Annotated in this window: 23 protein-coding genes and 1 pseudogene; 12 read left to right on the forward strand and 12 right to left on the reverse strand. The window is 70.5% G+C overall.

Features of this window, described 5'->3' with window-relative positions:
* Window positions 1-40 precede the first annotated feature (40 nt).
* From ACFO0C_RS14375 to ACFO0C_RS14390, 4 genes are all read right to left on the reverse strand, one after another.
* Window positions 41-2,536, reverse strand: coding sequence for a polynucleotide kinase-phosphatase (locus tag ACFO0C_RS14375; protein WP_378067089.1), 2,496 nt, complete (start codon window positions 2,534-2,536; stop codon window positions 41-43).
* Window positions 2,533-3,894 (reverse strand): 3' terminal RNA ribose 2'-O-methyltransferase Hen1, encoded by a 1,362-nt coding sequence (locus tag ACFO0C_RS14380; protein ID WP_378067090.1) that lies wholly within the window; start codon window positions 3,892-3,894, stop codon window positions 2,533-2,535. The genes ACFO0C_RS14375 and ACFO0C_RS14380 overlap by 4 nt, the downstream gene beginning before the upstream one ends.
* A 41-nt stretch (window positions 3,895-3,935) precedes the next feature.
* Window positions 3,936-4,091: a hypothetical protein gene (locus tag ACFO0C_RS14385; RefSeq protein WP_378067091.1), complete on the reverse strand. Its 156-nt coding sequence runs from the start codon at window positions 4,089-4,091 to the stop codon at window positions 3,936-3,938.
* 72 nt (window positions 4,092-4,163) lie between these two features.
* The gene (locus ACFO0C_RS14390) at window positions 4,164-4,349 is read right to left on the reverse strand and encodes a hypothetical protein (RefSeq protein WP_378067092.1); all 186 of its coding nucleotides are present in this window, start codon (window positions 4,347-4,349) and stop codon (window positions 4,164-4,166) included.
* A gap of 161 nt (window positions 4,350-4,510) precedes the next feature.
* On the opposite strand from ACFO0C_RS14390, the gene fbaA reads away from it, so the two are divergent.
* The gene (fbaA, locus tag ACFO0C_RS14395) at window positions 4,511-5,536 is read left to right on the forward strand and encodes a class II fructose-bisphosphate aldolase (RefSeq protein WP_378067093.1); all 1,026 of its coding nucleotides are present in this window, start codon (window positions 4,511-4,513) and stop codon (window positions 5,534-5,536) included.
* A 189-nt stretch (window positions 5,537-5,725) separates the two neighbouring features.
* On the forward strand, window positions 5,726-6,169 hold the full coding sequence (locus ACFO0C_RS14400; RefSeq protein ID WP_378067094.1) for a hypothetical protein: 444 nt from the start codon (window positions 5,726-5,728) through the stop codon (window positions 6,167-6,169).
* A gap of 20 nt (window positions 6,170-6,189) precedes the next feature.
* On the opposite strand, the gene ACFO0C_RS14405 is transcribed toward ACFO0C_RS14400, so the two are convergent.
* Window positions 6,190-6,552, reverse strand: coding sequence for a hypothetical protein (locus ACFO0C_RS14405; RefSeq protein WP_378067095.1), 363 nt, complete (start codon window positions 6,550-6,552; stop codon window positions 6,190-6,192).
* A gap of 26 nt (window positions 6,553-6,578) precedes the next feature.
* Window positions 6,579-7,766 (reverse strand): hypothetical protein, encoded by a 1,188-nt coding sequence (locus ACFO0C_RS14410; RefSeq protein WP_378067096.1) that lies wholly within the window; start codon window positions 7,764-7,766, stop codon window positions 6,579-6,581.
* A gap of 56 nt (window positions 7,767-7,822) precedes the next feature.
* Here ACFO0C_RS14410 and ACFO0C_RS14415 point away from each other — a divergent pair, with 56 nt between their 5' ends.
* A complete protein-coding gene (locus ACFO0C_RS14415) occupies window positions 7,823-8,812 on the forward strand; it encodes an ADP-ribosylglycohydrolase family protein (RefSeq protein ID WP_378067097.1) in 990 nt (329 codons plus the stop codon).
* A gap of 64 nt (window positions 8,813-8,876) precedes the next feature.
* Window positions 8,877-9,299: a DUF3151 domain-containing protein gene (locus tag ACFO0C_RS14420; protein ID WP_378067098.1), complete on the forward strand. Its 423-nt coding sequence runs from the start codon at window positions 8,877-8,879 to the stop codon at window positions 9,297-9,299.
* A gap of 127 nt (window positions 9,300-9,426) precedes the next feature.
* Here ACFO0C_RS14420 and ACFO0C_RS49035 read toward each other — a convergent pair.
* From ACFO0C_RS49035 to ACFO0C_RS14435, 3 genes and pseudogenes are all read right to left on the reverse strand, one after another.
* Window positions 9,427-10,359 (reverse strand): annotated as a pseudogene (locus ACFO0C_RS49035) (MinD/ParA family ATP-binding protein); the annotation flags it as partial.
* A 595-nt stretch (window positions 10,360-10,954) separates the two neighbouring features.
* Complete coding sequence (locus ACFO0C_RS14430) at window positions 10,955-11,911, reverse strand: hypothetical protein (protein ID WP_378067100.1); 957 nt, start codon at window positions 11,909-11,911, stop codon at window positions 10,955-10,957.
* Window positions 11,911-13,203, reverse strand: a complete 1,293-nt coding sequence (locus ACFO0C_RS14435) for an adenylosuccinate synthase (protein WP_317789239.1) — start codon at window positions 13,201-13,203, stop codon at window positions 11,911-11,913. Before ACFO0C_RS14435 ends, ACFO0C_RS14430 begins: the two co-directional genes overlap by 1 nt.
* Before the next feature lie 91 nt (window positions 13,204-13,294).
* On the opposite strand from ACFO0C_RS14435, the gene purD reads away from it, so the two are divergent.
* Window positions 13,295-14,536 (forward strand): phosphoribosylamine--glycine ligase, encoded by a 1,242-nt coding sequence (gene purD / locus ACFO0C_RS14440; RefSeq protein ID WP_378067101.1) that lies wholly within the window; start codon window positions 13,295-13,297, stop codon window positions 14,534-14,536.
* On the opposite strand, the gene ACFO0C_RS14445 is transcribed toward purD, so the two are convergent.
* Window positions 14,526-15,104, reverse strand: a complete 579-nt coding sequence (locus ACFO0C_RS14445) for a hypothetical protein (protein WP_378067102.1) — start codon at window positions 15,102-15,104, stop codon at window positions 14,526-14,528. The two genes, purD and ACFO0C_RS14445, sit on opposite strands and share 11 nt — an antisense overlap.
* A 175-nt stretch (window positions 15,105-15,279) precedes the next feature.
* On the opposite strand from ACFO0C_RS14445, the gene ACFO0C_RS14450 reads away from it, so the two are divergent.
* Both ACFO0C_RS14450 and ACFO0C_RS14455 read left to right on the forward strand, forming a co-directional pair.
* Complete coding sequence (locus ACFO0C_RS14450) at window positions 15,280-16,491, forward strand: sensor histidine kinase (protein ID WP_378067103.1); 1,212 nt, start codon at window positions 15,280-15,282, stop codon at window positions 16,489-16,491.
* On the forward strand, window positions 16,488-17,132 hold the full coding sequence (locus tag ACFO0C_RS14455) for a response regulator (RefSeq protein WP_378067104.1): 645 nt from the start codon (window positions 16,488-16,490) through the stop codon (window positions 17,130-17,132). The genes ACFO0C_RS14450 and ACFO0C_RS14455 overlap by 4 nt, the downstream gene beginning before the upstream one ends.
* A 20-nt stretch (window positions 17,133-17,152) precedes the next feature.
* On the opposite strand, the gene ACFO0C_RS14460 is transcribed toward ACFO0C_RS14455, so the two are convergent.
* Entirely contained in the window at window positions 17,153-17,605 is a 453-nt protein-coding gene (locus ACFO0C_RS14460) for an SCP2 sterol-binding domain-containing protein (protein ID WP_378067105.1), read from the reverse strand.
* A 129-nt stretch (window positions 17,606-17,734) separates the two neighbouring features.
* Here ACFO0C_RS14460 and ACFO0C_RS14465 point away from each other — a divergent pair, with 129 nt between their 5' ends.
* Genes ACFO0C_RS14465 through purB form a run of 3 tightly spaced genes read left to right on the forward strand, consistent with a single transcriptional unit; the run spans window position 17,735 to window position 20,927 of the window.
* Entirely contained in the window at window positions 17,735-18,268 is a 534-nt protein-coding gene (locus tag ACFO0C_RS14465) for an ArsR/SmtB family transcription factor (protein WP_378067106.1), read from the forward strand.
* On the forward strand, window positions 18,265-19,509 hold the full coding sequence (locus ACFO0C_RS14470) for an MFS transporter (RefSeq protein ID WP_378067107.1): 1,245 nt from the start codon (window positions 18,265-18,267) through the stop codon (window positions 19,507-19,509). The genes ACFO0C_RS14465 and ACFO0C_RS14470 overlap by 4 nt, the downstream gene beginning before the upstream one ends.
* Entirely contained in the window at window positions 19,506-20,927 is a 1,422-nt protein-coding gene (purB, locus tag ACFO0C_RS14475) for an adenylosuccinate lyase (RefSeq protein ID WP_378067108.1), read from the forward strand. The genes ACFO0C_RS14470 and purB overlap by 4 nt, the downstream gene beginning before the upstream one ends.
* A gap of 4 nt (window positions 20,928-20,931) precedes the next feature.
* Here purB and ACFO0C_RS14480 read toward each other — a convergent pair whose 3' ends face one another.
* Window positions 20,932-21,606 carry a S1 family peptidase gene (locus ACFO0C_RS14480; protein WP_378067109.1) on the reverse strand — a complete coding sequence of 225 codons (675 nt, stop codon included), beginning with the start codon at window positions 21,604-21,606 and terminating at the stop codon, window positions 20,932-20,934.
* Between the two features lie 234 nt (window positions 21,607-21,840).
* Here ACFO0C_RS14480 and purS point away from each other — a divergent pair, with 234 nt between their 5' ends.
* Together purS and purQ are read left to right on the forward strand one after the other, a co-directional pair.
* On the forward strand, window positions 21,841-22,095 hold the full coding sequence (purS, locus tag ACFO0C_RS14485; RefSeq protein WP_093620819.1) for a phosphoribosylformylglycinamidine synthase subunit PurS: 255 nt from the start codon (window positions 21,841-21,843) through the stop codon (window positions 22,093-22,095).
* On the forward strand, window positions 22,092-22,793 hold the full coding sequence (gene purQ, locus ACFO0C_RS14490) for a phosphoribosylformylglycinamidine synthase subunit PurQ (protein ID WP_378067147.1): 702 nt from the start codon (window positions 22,092-22,094) through the stop codon (window positions 22,791-22,793). Before purS ends, purQ begins: the two co-directional genes overlap by 4 nt.
* Window positions 22,794-22,804 lie beyond the last annotated feature (11 nt).

Below are 22,804 nucleotides of genomic sequence, written 5' to 3' on the forward strand. Positions count from 1 at the left end.
CCTGTATGAATGCTGTGCACTCCGAGAAGTAACCCAGCGGTCACAGTCGGGGGTCGACCGGCTCGGATTCGGCGGCCAGGATCGCGAAGACCAGCTCGTGCACCCGCCAGGCCGGTGCCCCCTCGGCCAACCGGTCCAGCGCCGCCAGGCCCAGCCCGTGCTCACGCAGCGCAAGCGACCGCTTCCGGCCCAGATTGCGATGCCGCAGGCGATCCAGCTGCTCCGGACGGGTGTACTCCGGCCCGTAGATGATCCGCAGGTACTCCCGGCCGCGGCACTTCACGCCGGGCTGCACGAGACGGCCCCTCCCGTCGACCGCCGCGAGCCCGGCCCACGGCTTCACCACCATGCCCTCGCCACCGGCGCCGGTCAGCGTCAGCCACCAGTCGGTCGCGGTGGCCTCCGCCGCCGGATCGGCCAGGTCGACGACCATCCGGCGGGTCGGGGTGAAGAGATCCGGATCGGCCGCGACCAGCCGGTCGGCAAGAGCGAGATGCCAATCATGATCCTTTTTGGCGTACGAGACACCGGCGCCGGCCAGGAACACGAACGGGGCGAGCGTGACACCGGTGAGGCCGTCCGTCGGCCGCACGTAGGACCGGTACGCCGCCGAGTAGCCGTCGATCTCGGCCGACCGCAGCTCCAACCGGTCCCGCAGCCCGCCCACGTCGTGGCCGCGCCCGGCCACCCGCTCCAGCACCGACAGCGCCGCCGGCAGAGCCGCCCGGCCGGCCGCGCCCACCCCGGCGTAGTGGTCCCGGATCAGGCTGCCCGCCTTCGCCGACCACGGCAGCAGCTCGGCGTCGATCAGCAGCCAGTCGGTGTCCAGCTCGGTGAGGATCGGCGCGACTGCGGCACGCACCCGGGCCAGCAGCGGCTCGTCCAGCTCGGGGCCGAAGAACGGCCGGCCGGTCCGGGTCCAGATCGCGTCGCCCATCCCGGAGGCGGAGACCCGCACCACGGCCCGGGAGCCCATGTGCTTCTCCTCACACACCACCCGGTCCACTCCGCTCGCCCGCAGGTCGGCGAAAGCGGACGCCGGGTACTCCAGGTAGCCGTCCACCGTCGAACTCGTGCACGGGGCCATCGTCGGCGGCAGCCAGACCAGGGACTCCGGGTCGACGGCGAACCGGCCCATCACCTCCAGTGCGGCGGCGGCGTTCTCGGCGGGGACGGTCGTCTGCCCGTACCCGTAATCGATGTGCCGTCGTCCGATGACGTCCGCGATGTCGAGACCGGTGTCGGGCTTCGCCGCGATCGCTGTGAACGGCCGCACCGGGGCGTAGTACTCCTTCGCCGCCGGGACCGCGACGATCTCGCGTGACGGCCAGCGCAGCGCGGTCAGCGCCCCGCCGAAGACGCAGCCGGTGTCCAGGCAGATGGTGTTGTTGATCCACTCCGGCTGCGGCGTCGGCACGTGTCCGTAGACGACCGCGGCGGAACCGCGGTACTCCCGTGCCCACGGGTGACGGACCGGTAGGCCGTACTCGTCGGTCTCACCGGTGGTCTCGCCGTAGAGCGCGAAGCTGCGCACCCGCCCGGAGGCCCGCCCGTGGTATGCCTCCTTGAGCCCGGCATGCGCGACCACGAGCTTGCCGTCGTCGAGCACGTAGTGGCTGACCAGGCCGTCGATGAAGGTCCGGACCTCGGTGACGAAGGCCGGGTCCTCGGCGGCGAGCTGCTCCAGGGTCTCCGGCAGCCCGTGGGTGAGCTGCACGTTGCGCCCGTTCAGCTTGCGGGCCAGCTTCTGCTCGTGGTTGCCCGGCACACAGATCGCGTGCCCGGCCGCCACCATGCCCATGACCAGGCGCAGCACGCCCGGCGAGTCGGGGCCACGGTCGACCAGGTCCCCGACGAAGACGGCCTTCCGCCCCTCCGGGTGGACGGCGTCCACCGGACGGTCGAGGTCGTCGCGGATCAGCTCCCAGCCCAGCCTGCCGAGCAGCGACTCCAGCTCGGCCCGGCAGCCGTGGACGTCACCGATGATGTCGAACGGCCCATGCTCGTCCTTGCGGTCGTTGAAAAGCTTCTCGTAGCGGATCTCGGCCGCCGCGATCTCGTCCACCCCGCGCAGCACGTGGATCTTGCGGAAGCCCTCCTTGGCCAGCTGACCGAGGGAACGTCGCAGGTCACGGTTCATCCGGGTGAGGACCTGACGGCCGAAGGTACGGTCCTCACGCGCCTCGGTCCGCTCCCACGCCACCGACTCCGGCACGTCCAGGACGATCGCGACCGGCAGCACGTCGTGCTCACGGGCGACCTTGACCAGGCCGGCTCGGGCGTGCGACTGGAGGTTGGTGGCGTCGACGACGGTGAGCCGGCCGGCCGCGAGCCGCTTGCCGGCCACGTAGTGCAGCACGTCGAAGGCGTCACCGGAGGCCGACTGGTCGTTCTCGTCGTCGGCGACCAGGCCACGGAAGTAGTCCGAGGACAGCACCTGGGTGGGCTTCCAGTGCGCACGGGCGAACGTCGACTTGCCGGAGCCGGAGATGCCGACCAGGGCCACCAGCGACAGCTCGGGAACGTCGAGGATCATGCGGACACCTCCTTGAGGGTGAAGAGAGCGAGCTGGGTCGGGGCGCCGGTGGTCTCGTCGACCTCGCCGACACCACGGATGGTGACGGTGTAGCCGTACTCGTCGGCCTTCGCGGAAGCCCACCCGGCGAACTCGGCGCGGGTCCACTCGAAGCGATGGTCCGAGTGCCGCATCCCGGTCAGGCCCTCGTAGTGCACGTTGTACTCGACATTCGGCGTGGTCACGACCACGGCGCGGGGCTTGGCGTGCCCGAAGACGGCGGCCTCCAGCGCCGGCAGCCGGGGCAGGTCGACGTGCTCGATGACCTCCATCAGCACCGCCGCGTCGAAACCGCGCAGCCGGTCGTCACGGTAGGTGAGGGCGGTCTGGATCAGCTTGACCCGGTCCTTCTGCCGTTCCGGCAGCCGGTCCAGCCTCAGCCGGCGGGCCGCCTGCTCCAGCGTGCGGGTCGCCACGTCGGCACCGACGATCTCGGTGAACGCACGGTCCTTGAGCAGCGCCGCCAGCAGTGCGCCGCCGCCGCAGCCGAGGTCGAGCACGCGGGACGCGTTCACCTCGGCCAGGGCCGCCAGGACCGCGTCCCGGCGCTGCTCGGCCAGCGGTGCCCTGCGGGTCACCGGCAGCTCGGCCTCCTCCTCGGTGACCGGCTGGTCCGCCTCCAGCAGCGACAGGGCCGTGGTGGCCAGCGACTTGCGGTGCGCCAGGTAGCGGCGGGCGATCAGTACCTTCTCCGGATGCGTGGCGAGCCAGCCCTCACCGGAACGCAGCAGCTTCTCGATCTCGTCGGGGGCCACCCAGTAGTGCTTGCCGTCGTCCAGGACCGGGAGCAGCACGTACAGGTGGTTGAGCGCGTCGGAGACCCGGAGTTCACCGGTCAGCACGACGTCGACGTAGCGACTGTCACCGCCGATCTCCGGCTCGAACGGGATCGGCGTGGCCGTCACCGACCAGCCGAGCGGGGCGAACAGGCGGGTCACCAGGTCCGGCGTGCCACGCAGCACCGGCACCCGGATCTCCAGCGGGATCGCCACGGCGGCCAGCTCCGGCCGGTCCTTCGAGGCGCCGCGCAGGGCGGTGCGGAAGACCTTGGCCAGGGCACTCGACAGCAGGCTGGAGGCGGCGTACGGGCGATCGTTGACGTACTGGCTCAACTCGAAGGCGTCCCGTTGCGCCCGTAGCAGCTGGGGGTCGACGTCCAGGAGCAGGGCGGCGGTACAGCGGTCGTCGTCGGCCTCGGGGTAGAGGACGTACGCCGTACCGGTCGGCACGCTGAAGGAGTGCACCTTGCCGGGATGCTTGACCAGCAGATAGCCCAGATCGGTGGCGGGCCGGTGGGTGGTCGTGAGTGTGAGCAGCACTCACCGATCGTGACAGTGCGTGCGTAATCAGGCGATCGATTTCAGCGGTAGTCGTCGTCGAACGCGACGATCCGGTCCTGTTCCTGGCCGTCCGTTTCGTCGGCTTCGTCGTCCTGCCAACCGGGGATCGTCGTCGCCTGCTCGGCCGCGTCGATCTCAGGAGTCTCCAGGTCGATCTCATTCGTCGGGTACGTCATCACCGGCTCCTCCGTCCTTCCCCTCATGCCTCATGGTGGGCGTTCCCCACCCCGTCCGGCGGGCAAACCGGGTTACCCGGCGGCGATCTGAGCGGCGTCGTTCGACACGTCAGGGTCGGTGAGGCCCGAAGAGAGCGATGCGATCGCGACCCGCCCGGGGTCGGCCTGGGGATCCGTGGACGGAGGTGTGCTCAGGCCACTGAGCGCGAGCAACGCTCCGGCACCACTGGCCGCAATCTGTCCCGTAAGTGCGAACATGCCCCGACGGTAACCGCCCGCTTTGTGGTATGTGCCGGAATCGGTGGTCGGATTTCGAGGCGGTTTCCACTACGCACCGCAACTGCGGAATACTTCACTGCTGGAGGACAGCGCGGTCCTGCCCTCTCGCAGCCCGTGAAAATGAGCAAGGAGCGCACCCGATGCCTATCGCTTCTCCCGAGGTCTACGCCGAGATGATCGATCGCGCCAAGGCCGGCGCGTTCGCCTACCCGGCGATCAATGTGACGTCCTCGCAGACCCTCAACGCGGCCCTCCAGGGCTTCGCCGAGGCCGGCAGCGACGGCATCATCCAGATCTCGACCGGTGGCGCCGAGTATGTCTCGGGCCCGACCATCAAGGACAAGGTCGTCGGTGCCGTCGCGCTGGCCGAGTTCGCCCACCACGTGGCGAAGCAGTACTCGATCAACGTCGCGCTGCACACCGACCACTGCCCGAAGAACCACCTCGACGGCTTCGTCCGCCCGCTGATCGACATCTCCGCGGAGCGTGTCGCCAAGGGCCAGGCGCCGCTGTTCCAGTCGCACATGTGGGACGGCTCGGCCGTGCCGCTGGACGAGAACCTCCAGATCGCGGAGGAGCTGCTGGCGAAGACCGCGGCCGCCAAGATCATCCTGGAGATCGAGGTCGGCGTCGTCGGCGGCGAGGAGGACGGCGTCTCCGCCGCGATCGACGACAAGCTCTACTCGACCGTCGAGGACGGCCTGGCCACCGCCGCCGCGCTGGGCCTGGGTGAGAAGGGCCGCTACCTGACCGCCCTCACCTTCGGCAACGTGCACGGCGTCTACAAGCCGGGCAACGTCAAGCTCCGTCCGGAGATCCTCAAGGAGATCCAGGACGCGATCGGCGCGAAGTACGGCAAGGAGAAGCCGCTCGACCTGGTCTTCCACGGCGGCTCCGGCTCGCTGCTCTCGGAGATCCACGGCGCGCTGGACTACGGCGTGGTGAAGATGAACATCGACACCGACACGCAGTACGCGTTCTCCCGCCCGGTCGCCGACCACTTCTTCAAGAACTACGACGGCGTGCTCAAGGTGGACGGCGAGGTCGGCAACAAGAAGGCCTACGACCCGCGCGCCTGGGGCAAGCTCGCCGAGAACGGTCTCGCCAAGCGGGTCGTCGAGGCCGCCGAGCACCTCCGCTCGGCCGGTACCTCTCTCGGTAAGTAAGTACCCGATCCAGCGGTAACGGCCGGTCCCCTTCGTGGGGACCGGCCGTTGTCGTCTTGCGAAGTCACACAGAGGCGCGGGTACCATCGACCGATCAAGATCGGTTGGACGGTGGTCGTGCTCGGAATCGAGGGCTGGAAACCCGAGTGGCATCACGATGCCGAGGCCCTCGCAGCCACTCATCGACACATGTTCGTGCGGCTCATCGGCAAGAGACTGCGATCGAGCTGGCTGATGTGGGATGTCGCCGAGCGTGGATGGTTCGCCGACGGTCCGGTGATCCTCGACTTCGGACTGAGTCGCGTGGAGATCACTCACCGTAAGTTCGATGAGTGTGCGATCACCTGGGACCAGATCGACATGGAGGTCCCGGTGGATCTCTACGAGCATTTCGACTGGCGGCCCGACCCGCACGCCGCGCTGCGCAGGGCCCGGGGCCGGCCGCTCCGGGCGGTCAACGTCATCGAGCGGACCACTTCGGCCGACTGGCGGCCCCGGGTGCTGCACGCCGTCGAGTTCCTGTTCGACGGCGCGCGCCTCGCGATCTACAACGCCATGGACGAGAACGGCATCACCGACGTCCCCGAGGGCGACCTACCGGCGGCACACTGGCGCCGCGTGCACGTGGCATAGGGCCTCAGTGGTGTAGGGGCTCAGTAGCCGCCGCCGCCACCGCTGTCCCCGCCGCCGGAGAACGAGCTGCCACTGTCGCCGCCGCCCCAGGACGAGCCGCCACTGTCCCCGCCGCCCCACCAGCTTCCCCCGCTGTCGGAGGAAGAGGACGACGAGGACGAGTCCGACGAATCCCAGGAGCCGCTGCTCCCGTCGTGGTGGTTGTGGTGGTAGGCCGCACCGCCCGCCGCCCACGAACCGCCACTGCGTGACCGGCCCTTGCCATACCGCCCGTCCCGATAGGCGGCCTTGGTGCTGGACCCGATCAGCCTCACGATGAACACCACGGCGAACACGACGATCACAAAGCCCAGGATCACCGGGACGATCAGCAACGCTTCCATGGCAGCAGTGTGCGGTAGCCGCGCCACTACCGGGAGAGTGCGGCCATGGCTTCGTCCAGGGAGTCGGTGATCACGATCAGATGGGACTGGTCGCCATGGGGCGAACGGGCCAGCAGCGGACCGAGCAACTCGGCCACCGGCAGCCGCGACCAGTGCTCCACACCGAGGAACACGTACGCCCCGGACGGCCCGTCAGTGGCGTAGAACGTCTTCGTCGCGGCCTGGAAGATCTCCTGCACGGTGCCGGCCCAGCCGGGGGCGAACACGATGCCACCCCGGGCCAGCCGCAGGATCGAGTCCTCCCGGACGGCATTGGAGAAGTACTTGCCGATCTGGCCGGCGAACAGATTGGCCGGCTCGTGGCCGTACAGCCAGGTGGGCAGGGCCAGACCGCCGTGCCGCAGCCGCCCGGCGACGTCGAGCGACGGCAGCGGATGCGCGGCCCGCACCGACAGCGCCGCCGCCGTGTAGGGCTCGTGGTCCATGAAGTGCGGCGCCACCGCCAGCCGGTCGACAGCGGTCGCCAGGGCGGCCTCGTCGAAGGACGCGAAATAGGCGCCCAGGTTGGCGGCCTCCATAACCCCGGGACCCCCGCCGGTCACGATCAGCCGGTCCGCGGCGGCCAGGCGCCGGGCCAGGGACGCGACCATGCGGTACGGCTCGGAGCCCCGCGGTGCCGCATGCCCGCCCATGATCCCGATCGCACCGCGGGTCCCGTGCGCCGCCGCCCACTCGTTGAGCGCCTTGCCGAGCGCGTTGTCGATCCCCGCGTCGTGCAGACGCTGGGCGAGCGCCTCCCGGATGTCCGGGACCGCGCCGCCGTGGTCGACGAAATGGCGGTAGACGACCGTGTCGTACATCCCGGCGAAGCCCTGCTCGGCGAAGCCGGCGGACAGGTCCTCGGGCGTGTAGAGCAGAGCCGGATGGGTCGGATAGGGCCGCCCGTCGAACGGCGGGACCACGTGCGCCCCGCGCAGGATCAGGTCGGACTCCACCTCGAAACCGGCCAGGTGACAGCCCACGAACATGGTGTCGCGCACATCCACACCGGTCAGGTCCGGCGGGTCGCGGTCCAGTCGCAGGCCCAGGACGCAGAGGCCGGCCAGGGTGTTCTTGGCCAGGTGCACGTCCAGCTCGGCTCGGGTCTCGATCTCGTCGGCGGTCGCGTCGAAGGGCGCGTCGCCGCCGAGGACTGGTTGCAGGGGATCGGGCATGAAGTCCATCTTGCTCGAACCGAGCGAGTCGTTGACGTACTACCTAGAGTTGGCGCATGCGCGCTGCGACGGGATCACTGTTCGGTCTGGCCTACGGGGACTCGCTCGGGAAACCGACCGAGTTCCAGGAGTATGCGACCATCGTGGCCCGCTACGGTCCGGGCGGCCCGCGCCAGCTGGTCGGTGAGCCGGCGCTGGTGACCGACGACACCCAGATGGCGCTCGCGGTCGGTGAGGCCCTGCGTGAGGCGGCCGCGGTCACTCCCGAGGCGCTCGAGCCGGTGCTTCGGCGGCGCTTCCTGGAGTGGGCGGCCAGCCCGGAGAACGATCGGGCTCCCGGGATGACCTGCCTGCGGGCGATCGGCAACCTCGCCGACGGCCGGGCCTGGACCCGGGCCACCCAGGCCGACTCGAAAGGCTGCGGGGCGAACATGCGGGTCACCCCGGTCGGTCTGGTGCCCGGTCTCACCGACGACGAGCGGGCCGGGGCGGCACAGTTCCAGGCCGCACTGACGCACGGGCATCCGACCGGGCTGGCGGCGAGCGAGCTCACGGCGTACGCCGTCCTCTGGCTCCGCGAGGGTCTCGCGCCGTCGGACCTGCTCGCCGCGCTGCGGGACCGCTGTGCCGAGCAACGCAAGGTCTATCGCGGCGACTGGCTCGGCGACCTGTGGCACCGCCCGGCGGTGACCTCGCCGGAGGAGTTCATCGCCCGTGGCTGGGACGAGTGCGCGGCCGCCCTGGACCGGGTGGCCGAGGCCCTGGCCGGCGGCGATCACACCGGTGACCCCTGCCTGCGCACCGGCGCCGGGTGGATCGCCGAGGAGGCGCTGGCCACCGCCCTCTACGTCTACCTGGTCTCACCGGACGAGCCGGTCGCCGTCGTCGGCCGCGGCGCGGCCTCCTCCGGCGACTCCGACTCGATCGCCTGCCTGGCCGGTGCGTTCGCCGGCGCCTCCCTCGGCCTGGCGGCGTGGCCGGCCGATTGGCAGACCCAGATCGAGTACGCCGACCGCCTGTTCCGCCTCGGCACGGCCTGGGACTGACTGTTCATGCGGCGAAACGCGGCCGGTGCGGAATGAACACGGTCCGGACGGGTTGAATGGGGGCATGCAGAACCTCCTTCCCGAGCCGCCGGCCACCCGACTGCCCGCCGACGCCGAGGCCGACAAGGCCCTGGCCGAGGCCGCCGCGACGGGCTCCGAGCAGGCCTTCAAGGCGGTCGCCGCCAAGTACCCCGCCTACAGTGCCGCCTGGGCGCCGCTGGCCGCCGCGGCTCTGGCCGCCGACGAGCCGGTGACCGCCTACGCCTATGCCCGGACCGGATACCACCGTGGTCTCGACGCGCTGCGCCGCAACGGCTGGAAGGGCCACGGCCCGGTCCCGTGGTCGCACGAGCCCAACCAGGGCTTCCTCCGCTGCCTGCACGCCCTGTCGCAGGCCGCCGCCCAGATCGGTGAGGCGGACGAGGCGGCCCGCTGCGCCCAGTTCCTGAGGGACAGCGACCCGGCCGCCGCCGACGCCCTGACCTGATCCACCACGTCGGCGGGCCTGGTCCCCACCGGGCCCGCCGGCGGCGTCGTTCTCACCGGGCCCGCCGACGGCGTCGTTCTCACCGGGCCTGCCGGCGGCGTCGTTCTCACCGGGCGCGCCGGCGGTGTCAGAGACCGTCCGCGACCGCTGCGGCGATCTTCAACCAGGCGTCCTTCGTGTTGCTGGAGAGCTCGCCGTAACGGATCGGCTCACCCGAGTCGATCAGCCGCTCGTAGGGGGCGACCAGTACCGCCCTGGTCCGGGCGGCGAAATGCTGCTGGATCCACTGGAGGTCGATGTCCTTGCGGGTCGGCGGCATCGTGACGATGGTCACGGCCTGCCGGACCAGTCGCCGGCGGCCGCTCTGCTCCAGATGGTCGAGCGCCCGGGCCGCGGTCTCGGCCGAGTCGTTACGGGCCGACATCGTGATCACCAGCTGGTCGGTGGCGTCCATCGCGGCCTGCCAGTTCTCCGCGCGGACGTTGTTACCGGTGTCCACGAAGATCAGCTTGTAGAACCGGCTCACCACGTCACGGATCTCGGCGAACGACGCCGCGGTCAGCATCTCACCGGCGGTCGCCGACTCGTCCGAGGCGAGCACGTCGAACATGCCCTCGCCCTGGGCCCGCACGTATTGCGAGAGGTCACCGACCCGGCCCTGCGCGCCCTGGAAGAGATGGAGGTCACGCATCATGTCGCGGACCGTCCGGGCGTGGAAGTCCTGCTGCGCCCGCATGCCGAGGGTGCCCTGGGTCTCGTTGTTGTCCCAGGCAAGGACGTAGCCGCCACGTTTCTGCCCGAACGTCATGGCGAGCAGCAGCACGGCCACCGTCTTGCCGGCGCCGCCCTTCGGGTTGACCACTGTCACCTGACGCAGCCCGCCGAAGTTGCGGCGGACCATCTCGACGTCCTGCTTGTACTCCAGCTCGCGCTGCCCGGGGGACAGCTTGACCAGGCCGAACATGCCCTTCTGCAGCATCGCCCGGGCACCCATGGTGGCGCTCTGCTGAGCGGGCCGGGCCAGCCGTCGCCGCGCGAACTCCTCGGCCGTCGGCGTCCCGTCCACCATCCAGTTGAGCTCCTGGAACGGGTCCGCCTCGGGACCAGGCTGCGGCTGCTGGCCAAGCGGGCGATGATCCACCGGTTGCTGGACGGGCGGCGGTGGAGCGACGGGCGGCGGTGGAGCGACGGGCGGCGGTGGAGCGACGGGCGGCGGCGGCTGCGGGGCCACCGGCCGCTGCTCCACCGGTTGCGTCGGGCGGTGCAGCGGCTGGGCCCACGGCGAGTCGGCGACGGCCTGGCTCTCCGAGGGGCCGGCTGACGGCGGTCCGACCGGCGGCCCGTCCGGAGCGGGTGACGAGAAGCGCTGCGCGGGCACGTGCACCCCGGGTGGCAGCGGCGGACCGTCGGCCGGCCGGAACACGCCCGGCTCGACCTGGACCATCCCGACCGGTGGCACACGATCGGCCAGTGGCACGGCACGACCGTGCACCGGCGTCTCGGGCTCGTCGGCCCAGAAGGGCTCCACATCCCGGGCGGGAGTCGAAGACTCGGCCCCCGGGACGTAGACACGGTCGGCGTTCTCGTCCGCCACGGATGAGACCTCCGGTATCACGAAATCTTGGCTCTGCTGTCCGTCCAGAGTTGCACGGACCTCAGCCCGCGTACACCGCCCAGGCACCCGGCTCGGTCCACCAGGATCGCTTGCGGCTCGTCGATCCCGCCACCCCGTCGTCGAGGAACTGGAGGTCACCCTCACGAGGCAGGACGGACACCGCGCGTCCTCGGACCCGGCGTACCTCCACTCGTACCCTCGTGCCCTTGAACAGCTTTTTGACGACCACCGGGACCGCGACAGCAACCTCGACCCGGCCATCGGTCGGATCGCCGTCGGCGAGCAGCCGGAGGCCGTCGAACTCGGCATAGCCCGCCGCGTTGCCGATCACACAGGCGAGCACCGGCTCGGCCCCGTCGGTGAGCACCGCATCGTCGACCTCGACCCGGCCCCGCCAGGGCACGGCCCGCCCGTTGTCGTCGGAGCCGCCGAGCAGCGCCCCGTCCAGAGTCACCGAACCGCCGTCGTTGCGCAGCAGGTCGAGACGCCGGACCGTCCCATTCATCACAGCGGCGGCGACAGCGGCCGGCGTCCGCGGCAGGCCCAGTTGGGCCGCCAGGTCCTCGGTGTTGGCCGGGTCCAGCGGCAGGATCGCGACCGCCGGCAGGTCCGGAACGGTCCGCCCGTCGGCCAGATCGCCGGGCCGTTTGCTGGGCGGCGGAGCGTACCGCCGGACCAGCCGGCGCATCACGGCGCGCAGCTGGCCGTCGGTCGCGGTCGCCACCACCAGACGCACCTTCGTGTCCGGATCGGGCCAGGTCAGACCGTCCGGCCGGGCCGGACCGTCGAACCTGGCCAGGACCGCGTCGATCTCCTGATCGGAACCGGCCAGCACGGTCTCCACCTCGGCCCCGGCCGCACGCAGCGCGTCCGCGCAGGCCAGAACCGGGGTACGGGGAGTGGCGCACACGGCGTTGCAGCCTCCGCAGCCCGAATCACCGGAGCCGCAGGAATCGCCCGAGCCCTCGGCCAGGCTCAGGAGAACGACGTCATACATCAGACCCCGCCGAGCACCGAGTGACGCTCGATGACCGCCTCGCGGCCGGGACCCACACCCACGATCGAGATCCGGGCGCCGATGCGGGCCTCGACGAACTCGACGAAGTCCTGCGCCTCCTGGGGCAGGTCCTCGAACTTGCGGCAGCCGGAGATGTCCTGTTTCCAGCCGGGCAGCGTCTCGAAGATCGGCTGCGCGTGGTGGAAGTCGGTCTGGTTGACCGGCATCTCGTCGTGCCGGACGCCGTTGACCTCGTAGGCCACGCAGACCGGGATCTCGTCCAGCCCGTCGTAGTTGTCGAGCTTGGTCATCGCGAAGTCGGTGACCCCGTTGATCCGCTGCGCGTAACGGCCGATCACCAGGTCGAGCCAGCCGATCCGGCGCGGGCGGCCGGTGGTCGTGCCGTACTCGTGGCCGACCTCGCGCAGGTAGTCACCGAACTTGTCGTGCAGCTCGGTCGGGAACGGGCCCTCACCGACACGGGTGGTGAACGCCTTGAGCACGGCGACCACCCGGTCGATCCGGGTCGGCGGGATGCCGGAACCGGTGCAGGCGCCGCCGGCCGTCGCGTTGGAGCTGGTCACGAACGGGTAGGTGCCGTGGTCGACGTCGAGCAGGGTGGCCTGGCCGGCCTCGCAGAGCACGACCTTGCCGTCGTCGATCGCGTTCGACAGCTCCAGGGCGGTGTCCGCCACGTACGGCCGGAGCCGCTCGACGTACGACAACAGCTCCTGGACGACGTCGTCGACCTTCGCCCCGGTCCGGTTGTAGATCTTCGACAGCACCTGGTTCTTGAAGCCCAGCGCCGCCGTGACCTTCTGCCGCAGGATCGACTCGTCGAAGAGGTCCTGCACCCGGATGCCGATCCGGTTCATCTTGTCGGCGTAGGTCGGGCCGATGCCACGGCCGGTGGTGCCGATCCGGCGCGAACCGAGGAAACGCTCGGTGACCTTGTCGAGGGTGCGGTTGTAGGAGGCGATCACGTGCGCGTTGGCACTGATCCGCAGACGGGACGTGTCGATGCCGCGGGCCTCCAGCCCGTCGATCTCCTGGAACAGCACGTTGAGGTCGACGACGACGCCGTTGCCGATCACCGGTACGACCCCCGGGGAGAGGATCCCGCTCGGGAGGAGGTGGAGCGCGTACTTCTCGCCGTCGATGACGACGGTGTGGCCCGCGTTGTTGCCACCGTTGAACTTGACCACGTAGTCGAGCCGGTCACCCAGCAGATCCGTGGCCTTACCCTTGCCCTCGTCGCCCCACTGGGCGCCGACCAACACGATCACCGGCACTTTTAGATATGCCTTTCCCCAAGGTCGTACCTGGAGGAGTCCGGGTACTGCGAAAGTTTACGCGACGCCACCGCAGGTAGGATGGGCCGTCGTGCGCGTACTTCTGATCGGCTCCGGTGGGCGCGAGCACGCGCTCGCCGTCGGGCTCGCCAACGACCCGTCCGTCGACTTCCTGGCCGCCGCGCCGGGCAACCCCGGTATAGCCCAGGTCGCCGAGCTGCACGAGGTGAAGGCGACCGACCCGGCCGCCGTCGCCGCGCTCGCCGTCGAGCTGAGCGCCGACCTCGTCGTGGTCGGCCCGGAGGCCCCGTTGGTGGCCGGTGTCGCCGACGCCGTCCGGGCCAAGGGCATCGCCTGCTTCGGCCCGTCCGCCGCCGCGGCACAGCTGGAGGGCTCCAAGGCGTTCGCCAAGGAGGTCATGATCGCGGCCGGGGTGCCGACCGCGCGATCCTTCGCCTGCTCCGACATGGAGGCGGTGCGGGCCGCGCTCACCGAGCTCGGCGCGCCCTACGTGGTGAAGAACGACGGGCTGGCCGCGGGCAAGGGCGTGGTCGTGACCGACGACCTCGACGAGGCCCTGATCCACGCCGAGGCCTGCGGCACCGTCGTGATCGAGGAGTACCTGTCCGGTCCCGAGGTCTCGCTCTTCGTGGTCACCGACGGCACCGCGGCCGCTCCGCTGATGCCGGCGCAGGACTTCAAGCGGCTCTCCGACGGAGACGAGGGCCCCAACACCGGTGGCATGGGTGCCTACGCCCCGCTGGACTGGGCGCCGGCCGACCTGACCGAGCGGGTGCTGCGGGAGACCGTCGAGCCGACGCTGGCCGAGATGCGCCGCCGGGGCACGCCCTTCGCCGGCCTGCTCTACGTCGGTCTCGCGCTCACCCCGGCCGGCCCGAAGGTGATCGAGTTCAACGCCCGTTTCGGTGACCCGGAGACCCAGGTGGTGCTCGAGCTGCTGGAGTCGCCGCTGGCCGGCCTGCTCAACGCGGCCGCAACCGGCACGCTGGCCGAGCACGAGCCGCTGCGGTGGAAGTCGGGTTCGGCCATCACCGTGGTCGTGGCCGGGCACAACTATCCCGGTGTGCCGCGGGTCGGTGACGTCATCGAGGGCGCCGAGCGGCCCGGTGTGATCCATGCCGGAACCGCCCGGAACGCTGACGGGGCTCTGGTCTCGGCCGGTGGCCGGGTGCTCAGCGTGACCGCCTCCGGCGCCGACCTGACCGGTGCCCGCGAGGCCGCCTACGCCCTGGTCGACCAGATCCGTCTGGACGGCGCCCAGTACCGCACCGACATCGCCCTGCGCGCCGTCGAAGGCCGCATCACGCTGTGACGACCGGCCGCGTGGCGTCCCGCAGCAGCGCGACGGAGAGCCACAGGACGCCCGCGGCCCCGGCCACCAGCCCACCGAGATAGATCGCCTCGGGGACGGCGGCCCGCAGCGACGCCGCGCTGAGCCCCGGCACGTAAAGGGCCAGGGCCGCGCGGGGCAGCACCCCGGCACGCCACGACGCGACACCGAAGAGCACCACCCCGATCAAGAACATCAGGGCGACCACCAGGAAGTACGGTCGTCCCGGCCCGGTGAGCACGGCCTCCCGGGCCGCCGCGTCCTGGTATTGCAGGACGGCGTGGGTGAGGAACTCGATCGCGAAGAGCCCGCTCAGCCCGAGGTGATTGAGCACGAACCCGGCCAGCCCGAGCCGGCCCGCCTCCCGCCGCTGGCGCAGGTAGAGCGCGGTCAGGGTGAGCAGCAGCAGCGCCGAGGCGGGCGGTGCCAGGGCGTGGGTGAAGGCGTTCTCCGGCAGCACTCCGGCACGCCGGGCAACGGCTACCAGGGTGAGGACACCACCGGCTAGGCCGGTGAGGGCCGCGAGGCGGTACAGGTTCCGGTCGGACATGATCGAACTCCCAGGTCGATGTGGATGCCGACCACCGTGACCGGAGCGGCCTGGGCCGGGACAGTGCCGCCCGGCCAGGACCGGTGGGAGCGGCCCGCCATCCGGCACATGACCTGTGGCCAGACATCGACGGCCGCCCTGGTCGCGGCGGCCCGTGGTCACCTAGCGTGGCGACATGGCTGTGGACGCTCCGCCGCTGCGCTGGATGGCCTCGCTCCTCTACACCGCCGTCATGCTCACCGGCCTCTACTACGTCGGCGCCGGCCTGGCCCCGGACTGGTCACGCGTCGAGCTGGCCGTCTACCTCGCCGGTCTGGTCGCGCTGCTCGTGGTCGAGCAGGTGGACTGGCGGCGTCCCCGCACGCGGGGATGGTCGATGGCCATGCTGCTGATCCGGATCGTGTTGCTGGAGACGGTGTACGCGGCCGACGGCGCCGGATTCTCGCGCGCGCTCTTCGTGCTGGTGCCGTTCTTCGCCTACTTCTGGCTGGGCCGTGCCGCCGGGATCGGGCTGGCGACGTTCTATCTGGTGATGGCCCTGACCAGGACCACCACGGTCGCCGGCGGCCGGACCGATCCCGAGGTCGTCTCCGAACTGTTCATGCTCTTCATCGGCCTGGTCCTGGCGGTCGCCACCGCCGCGGTCGCGGTGGAACAGAGCCGGAGCCGGGTGCAGGCCGAACGGCTGGTGGCGGAACTGACCGCCACCCAGGAGCGGGTCGCCGAGCTGAGCGCCGCGAGCGAACGCAACCGGCTGGCCCGGGACATCCACGACAGCGTCGGTCACCATCTGACCGCGATCAGCGTGCAACTGGCGAAGGCCGAGGCGTTCCGGGAACGGGATCCGGAGTCCGCGGACCGCGCGGTGGCCGACGCGCATCGGGCCGCGGGCCGGGCGCTGCGCGAGGTACGCGAGTCCGTCGGAGCCCTCCGAGTCGAGCCGTTCTCCCTGGCCACCGCCCTGTACGCGCTGGTCGAGGGCCTGGACGACCCGCATTTCCGAGTGGTCCTCGACCTCGGCGGTCCGGCTGACCTAGGGGGTCCGGCCAAGCTTGGCGACCCGGAGATCGAAGGTGGTCGAGAGGGGGCCGGTGGGCCCGGGCGGGCCGGGGCCGAGGCGCTCTATCGGGTCGCTCAGGAGGCGCTCACCAACGCTCGGCGGCACGCGGAGGCCGGCCTGGTCCGGGTCGCGGTCCGCGGCACGGAGGACGAGGCGGTGCTCGAGGTGGAGGACGACGGCCGCGGCTTCGAGCCGGAGGCCACCTCGGGCGGCGGCCTGACCGGGATGCGGGAACGCCTCGCGGCGCTGGGCGGGAGCGTGCGGATCGAATCGCGCCCCGGCCACGGCACCCGGATCACCGCGAGCGTCCCGGTGGCGGCGCGATGACCGACGTGCCGGTTCGCGTGCTGGTCGCCGACGACCAGGCCCTGATCCGGGAGGGCATCGCCTCGCTGCTGAGCATCGAGCCGGGCATCGAGGTGGTGGGTACGGCGGCCGACGGTCGCGCCGCTGTCGAGCTGGCCGTGGCGACCGCGCCGGACGTGGTGCTGATGGACGTCCGGATGCCGGTCCTGGACGGCCTGCGGGCGGCGGAACTGCTGCGGGAGCGGCTGCCGGCCTGCCGGGTGTTGATGCTGACCACCTTCGACGACGAGGAATACGTCGTCCGCGCGCTCCGAGCCGGAACCGGTGGCTACCTGCTCAAGGACCTACCACCGAAAGAGCTGGCCCAGGCGGTACGGCTGGCCAGCGCCGGCGTCGACCAGCACGACAGTGCGGTGCTGCGCCGGCTCGTGACGGCTCTGGACCGGAGTCCGGTGGCCGCCACGCCCCGGATCGACCTGACCGACCGGGAGCGGGCGGTGCTGCGGCTGATCGCCCGGGGCGCCACCAACCGGGAGATCGCCGCGCAGCTTTACGTGAGCGAGGGAACGGTCAAGAACCACGTCTCGAACATCCTGGCCCGGCTCGGCCTACGGGATCGGACCCAGGCCGCCCTCTACGCCCGTGACCACGGCTTTCTTTAGCCGTACCCCAGAGGGGGGTTTCAGCCCTTGGGGATGTCGAAGAGCTTGGGGATGCTGGTGGCGAGGGTGACGTCGCCCTTGGTCTTGATCTTGCCGGTCATGAACAGCATGACCGGGTTGCCGGTGCCGGAGACGATCTTGAGGAAGGTCAGGCCGTCCATGGTCATCGCGAGCTTGGGATCGCGGACCGGTGTGCTGGTCACGGTGCAGGTCGCATTTTCGATCACTGTCTCGTAGGTGTCGGATGCACCCTCGTGGCCGCCCGTGATGATCCAGTGGATGACGGTGGCGGTGTCGCCGGCCCGGTCCGCGCGGAAGAGCCCGGGCATCCGGTTGAAGACCTCGTCGAGGATCTTCGTGCGCTTCTCCGAGGCCATCACCTCAGTGATCTTGGCGTCCGAGGTGGACTTGACCAGCTGAGTGAACTCCTTCGGGCCGATCGACGCGAGCGACTCGGGGTTGAAATCAGTCATCAGCTGTCCTCTCGGAATTCGCCGGTTTACTCGCCGGTAACTTTAGCGAGAATGCCGCTTTCTCGTGCAGTGTGCCACTCCCAAATAAACGTTGGACAGTCGGGGCGGCCTGTGTCTAGGCTCCCCAACATGTCTTTGGGAGACGGTGACAAGGCGGCGCTGCGGGCGCTGGCCCATCCGATCCGGCTGCAGATCATGTCCCTGCTGACCGGCGCCGAGCTGACCGCGGCCGAGGTGGCCCGTGAGCTGGGGCTGACCCACGCCAACGCCAGCTACCACCTGCGCAATCTCCTGTCCGGCGGGATGATCGCGGTGGCCGGTGAGGAGAAGATCCGCGGTGGCGTCGCCAAGCGGTATCGCTACGACACCCACCGCGACCCGGTCGGCGGGCCTCCGTCGGACGAGCAGCGCCGAGCCGACTACGCGGCGATCGCGCACGAGCTGATCAGGCGCAGCGCCAAGGCCCGGTTCGCGGAGCGCGGCAATCTGCTCGGCGACGGCGACTTCTGGATCGAGCCGGAGACCTGGCTGTCGATCCGCGACCGGATCTCCGGGGCCCTCGACGACCTCCACCGGGCCGCCAAGCCACCGCGCACTTCCGGCACCGTGCGCACCAGCACCACGATCGCGATGTTCTCGCACCGGCAGGAGGAGTCCTCGTGAACGGGCTCGCGCCGCTGCGGCACGTCTCCTACCGGTTCCTGCTGGCCGGTCGCACGGTCAACGCGCTGGGCAACTCGTTCGCGCCGATCGCCCTCGCCTTCGCCGTTCTCGACCTGACCGGCTCGGCCCGGGACCTGGGCCTGGTCGTCGGCGCCCGGACCCTGGCCAACGTGCTCTTCCTGCTCTTCGGTGGAGTGCTCGCCGACCGGCTGCCCCGGCACCTGCTGATGGTCGGGTCGAACGCCGCCGCCGCGGTGACCCAGGCCGCGGTCGCCGTCCTGGTGCTGACCGGGACCGCGACGGTCCCTCTGCTGGTCGCCCTCTCGGTGGTGAACGGGGTGGCCAGCGCGGTGGCGCTCCCGGCCAGCGCGGCACTGTTGCCGCTGACCGTGCCCGAACGGGTGCGCCTGCAGGCCATCGCCCTCAGCCGGATCTGCCTGAACAGCGCGATGGTCCTCGGCGCCCCGATCGCCGGAGTGACGATCGCGGCGCTCGGCCCCGGTGTCGGGATCGCCGTCGATGCGGCCACGTTCGTCGTCGCCGGGCTCTGTTTCGCTCTCGTCCGGGTCACCATGCCGGCCCGGTCGGGAGAGCGTTCGCATGTGCTCGCCGACCTGCGGACCGGGTGGGTGGAGTTCCGGTCCCGCACCTGGCTGTGGGTGGTGGTGGCCGGGTTCTCGCTGCTCAACGCGGCGTGGAGCGGAGGGCTGTATGTTCTCGGTCCGGTCGTCGCCGACCAGACCATCGGCCGCCCGGCCTGGGGGCTGGTGCTCGCCGCCGAGACGGCCGGGATGATCCTCGGCGGCCTGCTGGCCATCCGGCTGAAACTGCGCCGGCTGCTCCTCGTCGGCGTGGTCAGCTGCTTCGGCATGGCGCTGCCGTTGTTCGTGCTGGGCGGCTATCCGCAGCTCTGGGCGCTGTTCCTGGCGATGTTCGTGACCGGGTTGACACTCGAACAGTTCGGGATCGCCTGGGAGACCACGATGCAGGAGCACGTGCCCGCCGACCGGCTGGCGCGCGTCTACTCGTACGACATGGTCGGCTCCTTCGCCGCGATCCCCCTGGGTCAGGTGGCGATCGGCCCGATCGCCGAGGTGACCGGTCTGCGGGCGGCGCTGATCGGAGCCGGCGTGGTGGCCGTCGTCGCGACCCTGGGCATGCTGGCCAGCCGTGATGTCCGCACCCTGCGTCACCGGCTGCCGGAGGACGCATCGCGACCCGTGACAGAATCGGTGCCGTGACCATCCCGAACGTGCTCGCCGCCCGGTACGCCTCCGCCGACCTCGTCACCCTCTGGTCCCCGGAGGAGAAGATCCGGATGGAGCGCAAGCTCTGGCTGGCGGTTCTCAAGGCCCAGCGTGATCTCGGCGTCGATGTCCCGGAGGGCGCCGTCGAGGCGTATGAGGCGGTGCTCGACCGGGTCGACCTGGCGTCGATCGCCGAGCGCGAGCGCGTCACCCGGCACGACGTGAAGGCCCGCATCGAGGAGTTCAGCGAGCTGGCCGGCTTCGAGCAGATCCACAAGGGGATGACGTCCCGCGACCTGACCGAAAATGTGGAGCAGCTGCAGATCCGTGCGTCGCTGGAGCTGATCCGCGACCGCGTGGTGGCCGCCCTGGCCCGGCTGACCGCGCTCGCCGTCGAGCACTCCGACCTGGTGATGACCGGCCGGTCGCACAACGTGGCGGCACAGGCCACCACGCTGGGCAAGCGGTTCGCGTCGTCGGCCGAGGAGCTGCTGATCGCCTACGAGCGGCTCGACGATCTGATCGGGCGTTACCCGCTGCGCGGCATCAAGGGCCCGGTCGGCACCGCGGCCGACCAGCTGGACCTGCTCGACGGCTCCTCCTCCGCTCTCGAGGACCTCGAGCAGCGGGTCGCCGAGCACCTCGGGTTCAAGCGGGTGCTGTCCAGCGTCGGCCAGGTCTACCCGCGGTCGCTCGACTTCGACGTGGTCTCGGCGCTGGCCCAGATCGTCGCCGGTCCGTCCTCGCTGGCCACCACAATCCGGCTGATGGTCGGCCAGGAGCTGGTCACCGAGGGCTTCAAGCCGGGCCAGGTCGGCTCGTCGGCGATGCCGCACAAGATGAACACCCGGTCCTCGGAGCGGGTCAACGGCTTCGCGGTGATCGTCCGCGGTTATCTCTCGATGGTCGGCGAGCTGGCCGGCGACCAGTGGAACGAGGGTGACGTCTCCTGCTCGGTGGTGCGCCGGGTGGCCCTGCCGGACGCGTTCTTCGCCACCGACGGGCTGTTCCAGACGTTCCTCACGGTGCTGGACGAGTTCGGGGCGTACCCGGCGGTCATCGGCCGCGAGCTGGACCGCTTCCTGCCCTTCCTGGCCACCACCAAGGTGCTGGTCGCGGCGGTGCGCAAGGGCGTCGGCCGGGAGGTCGCCCACGAGGTGATCAAGGAGCACGCGGTCGGTGTGGCACTGGCCATGCGGGAGAAGGGTGTGGCGGTCAACGACCTCTTCGACCGGCTCGCCGGCGACGAGCGCCTCCAGCTGTCGCGTGCCGAGATCGACACGCTGGTCGCCGATCGCGCCGCCTTCGTCGGCGCGGCGCCGGCGCAGGTGCGTGCGGTCGCCGATCGGGTCGCCGAGATCGTCGCTCAGCATCCCTCAGCGGCGGCGTACGCACCCGCGCCGATCCTCTGAGGCGTCAGACGCCCGCGATCGAGGTGATCCACGCCCGGTTGTAGGCGACGCTGCCGTAGTACTGCCGGCTCGTGCCGTCCGCGGTCGACGCGACACCCACCTGGGAGCCGTTGTAGACCTGCGGGCCGCCGGAGTCGCCACGCCACGCGTTGCCGTTGATCCGGGTGCTGCCGATCGCCCGGCCGCCGTAGGCGTCGGTCTGGTTGGTCGAGGTGACCTGCACCGTGGCGGTCTTCAGGGTCGGCGACGCCGAGCAGCCGGAGTAGCAGGTCATGCCCCACCCGTAGATGCTGTTCGTCGAGCCGACCGGCGGGTACGCGCTGGACAGCGGCATGTACGAGGTGCTGACCGAGCTGCTCAGGCGCAGCAGGGCCAGGTCGTAGCGGGTGGACGAGGACGAGACGGTACGGGTGACGCCGCCCGACGCGTAGTTCACGCTGCCGACGCGGACCGACATGGTGCCGCTGACGCAGTGCCGCGCGGTCAGTACGTAGTTGGCCGAGATGATCGTGCCGGAGCAGGTGAAGCTGCCGTTGCTGAAGACCGCGGCGGCCCACGGCGCCGAGGCCACGGTGCCACCGCCGATGATGCTCGGGACGGCCGGTTCGGCATGGGCGGCGGTGGGGGCGAGCATGGCCGTGACCGCGCCGGCGAGGGCGGCCAGGAGTCGAATGCGCACGTCGAGATCTCCTTCTGGGGAACGTTAATAGAAATCGACGAATGCAAACTAAGGCTTCGTTCACCCTCCGGCCCAGACTCCAATTGATACATATCACTGAATGATGGCCCCGATGTGAACGCGCATTCCCAGCTCAATGACGCTCGGGTCGGGCTGCCGACACCGGCCCCCGGCTCGTCCACGGGGCCTACCGGGTAGGCTTCGCCTGCTTACACCTATCAGTCAGGAGTGCCCGTGGCTCGCGTCGTGGTCGACGTCATGCTCAAGCCGGAGATCCTGGACCCGCAGGGTCAAGCGGTGGCGAATGCGCTGCCCCGGCTCGGCGTCACCGATGTCTCTTCTGTCCGCATCGGCCGTCGGATCGAGATTGATTTCACTGGGGAGCCCGACCTTGACCGGGCCCGTGAGATCGCCGACAAGCTGCTCGCCAACCCGGTGATCGAGGACTTCGAGATCCGCGTCGAGTCCGCTGCGGCGGAGGTCGCCTGACCATGCGGATCGGTGTGGTCACCTTCCCTGGTTCGCTCGACGACGGGGACGCCGCCCGCGCCGCCCGGATCGCCGGCGCCGAGGTCGTCCGCCTCTGGCACGGCGACCCGGACCTGCACGGCGTCGACGCGGTCGTCCTCCCGGGCGGGTTCTCGTACGGCGACTATCTGCGCTGCGGCGCCATCGCCCGGTTCGCGCCGGTGATGGAGTCCATCATCGATGCGGCGCGGGGCGGTCTGCCCGTGCTCGGCATCTGCAACGGTTTCCAGGTCCTGTGCGAGGCGCACCTGCTGCCCGGCGCACTGACCCGCAACCAGCACCTGCATTTCCGCAACCGCGACCAGTGGCTGAAGGTCGAGGCGACGAACACCGCCTGGACCAACGGTTTCACCCCCGGCCAGGAGATCCTGATCCCGGTGAAGAACGGTGAGGGTTGCTTCGTCGCCGACACCAGGACGCTGGACGCGCTGGAGGCCGAGGGCCGGGTCATCGCCCGTTACATCAAGGGCAACCCGAACGGCTCGCAGCGCGACATCGCGGGCATCACCAACGAGGCCGGCAACGTCGTCGGCATCATGCCGCACCCGGAACACGCCGTGGAGGCGCTGACCGGCCCGTCGCTCGACGGCCTCGGCTTCTTCACCTCCGTCCTGCGCAGCCTGGCGACGGACGGTCAGCTCGCAGGGGGACAACAGTGACGACGCAGCAG

The organism is Actinoplanes subglobosus, from assembly GCF_042650585.1.
Taxonomy (GTDB): Bacteria; Actinomycetota; Actinomycetes; order Mycobacteriales; family Micromonosporaceae; genus Actinoplanes; species Actinoplanes subglobosus.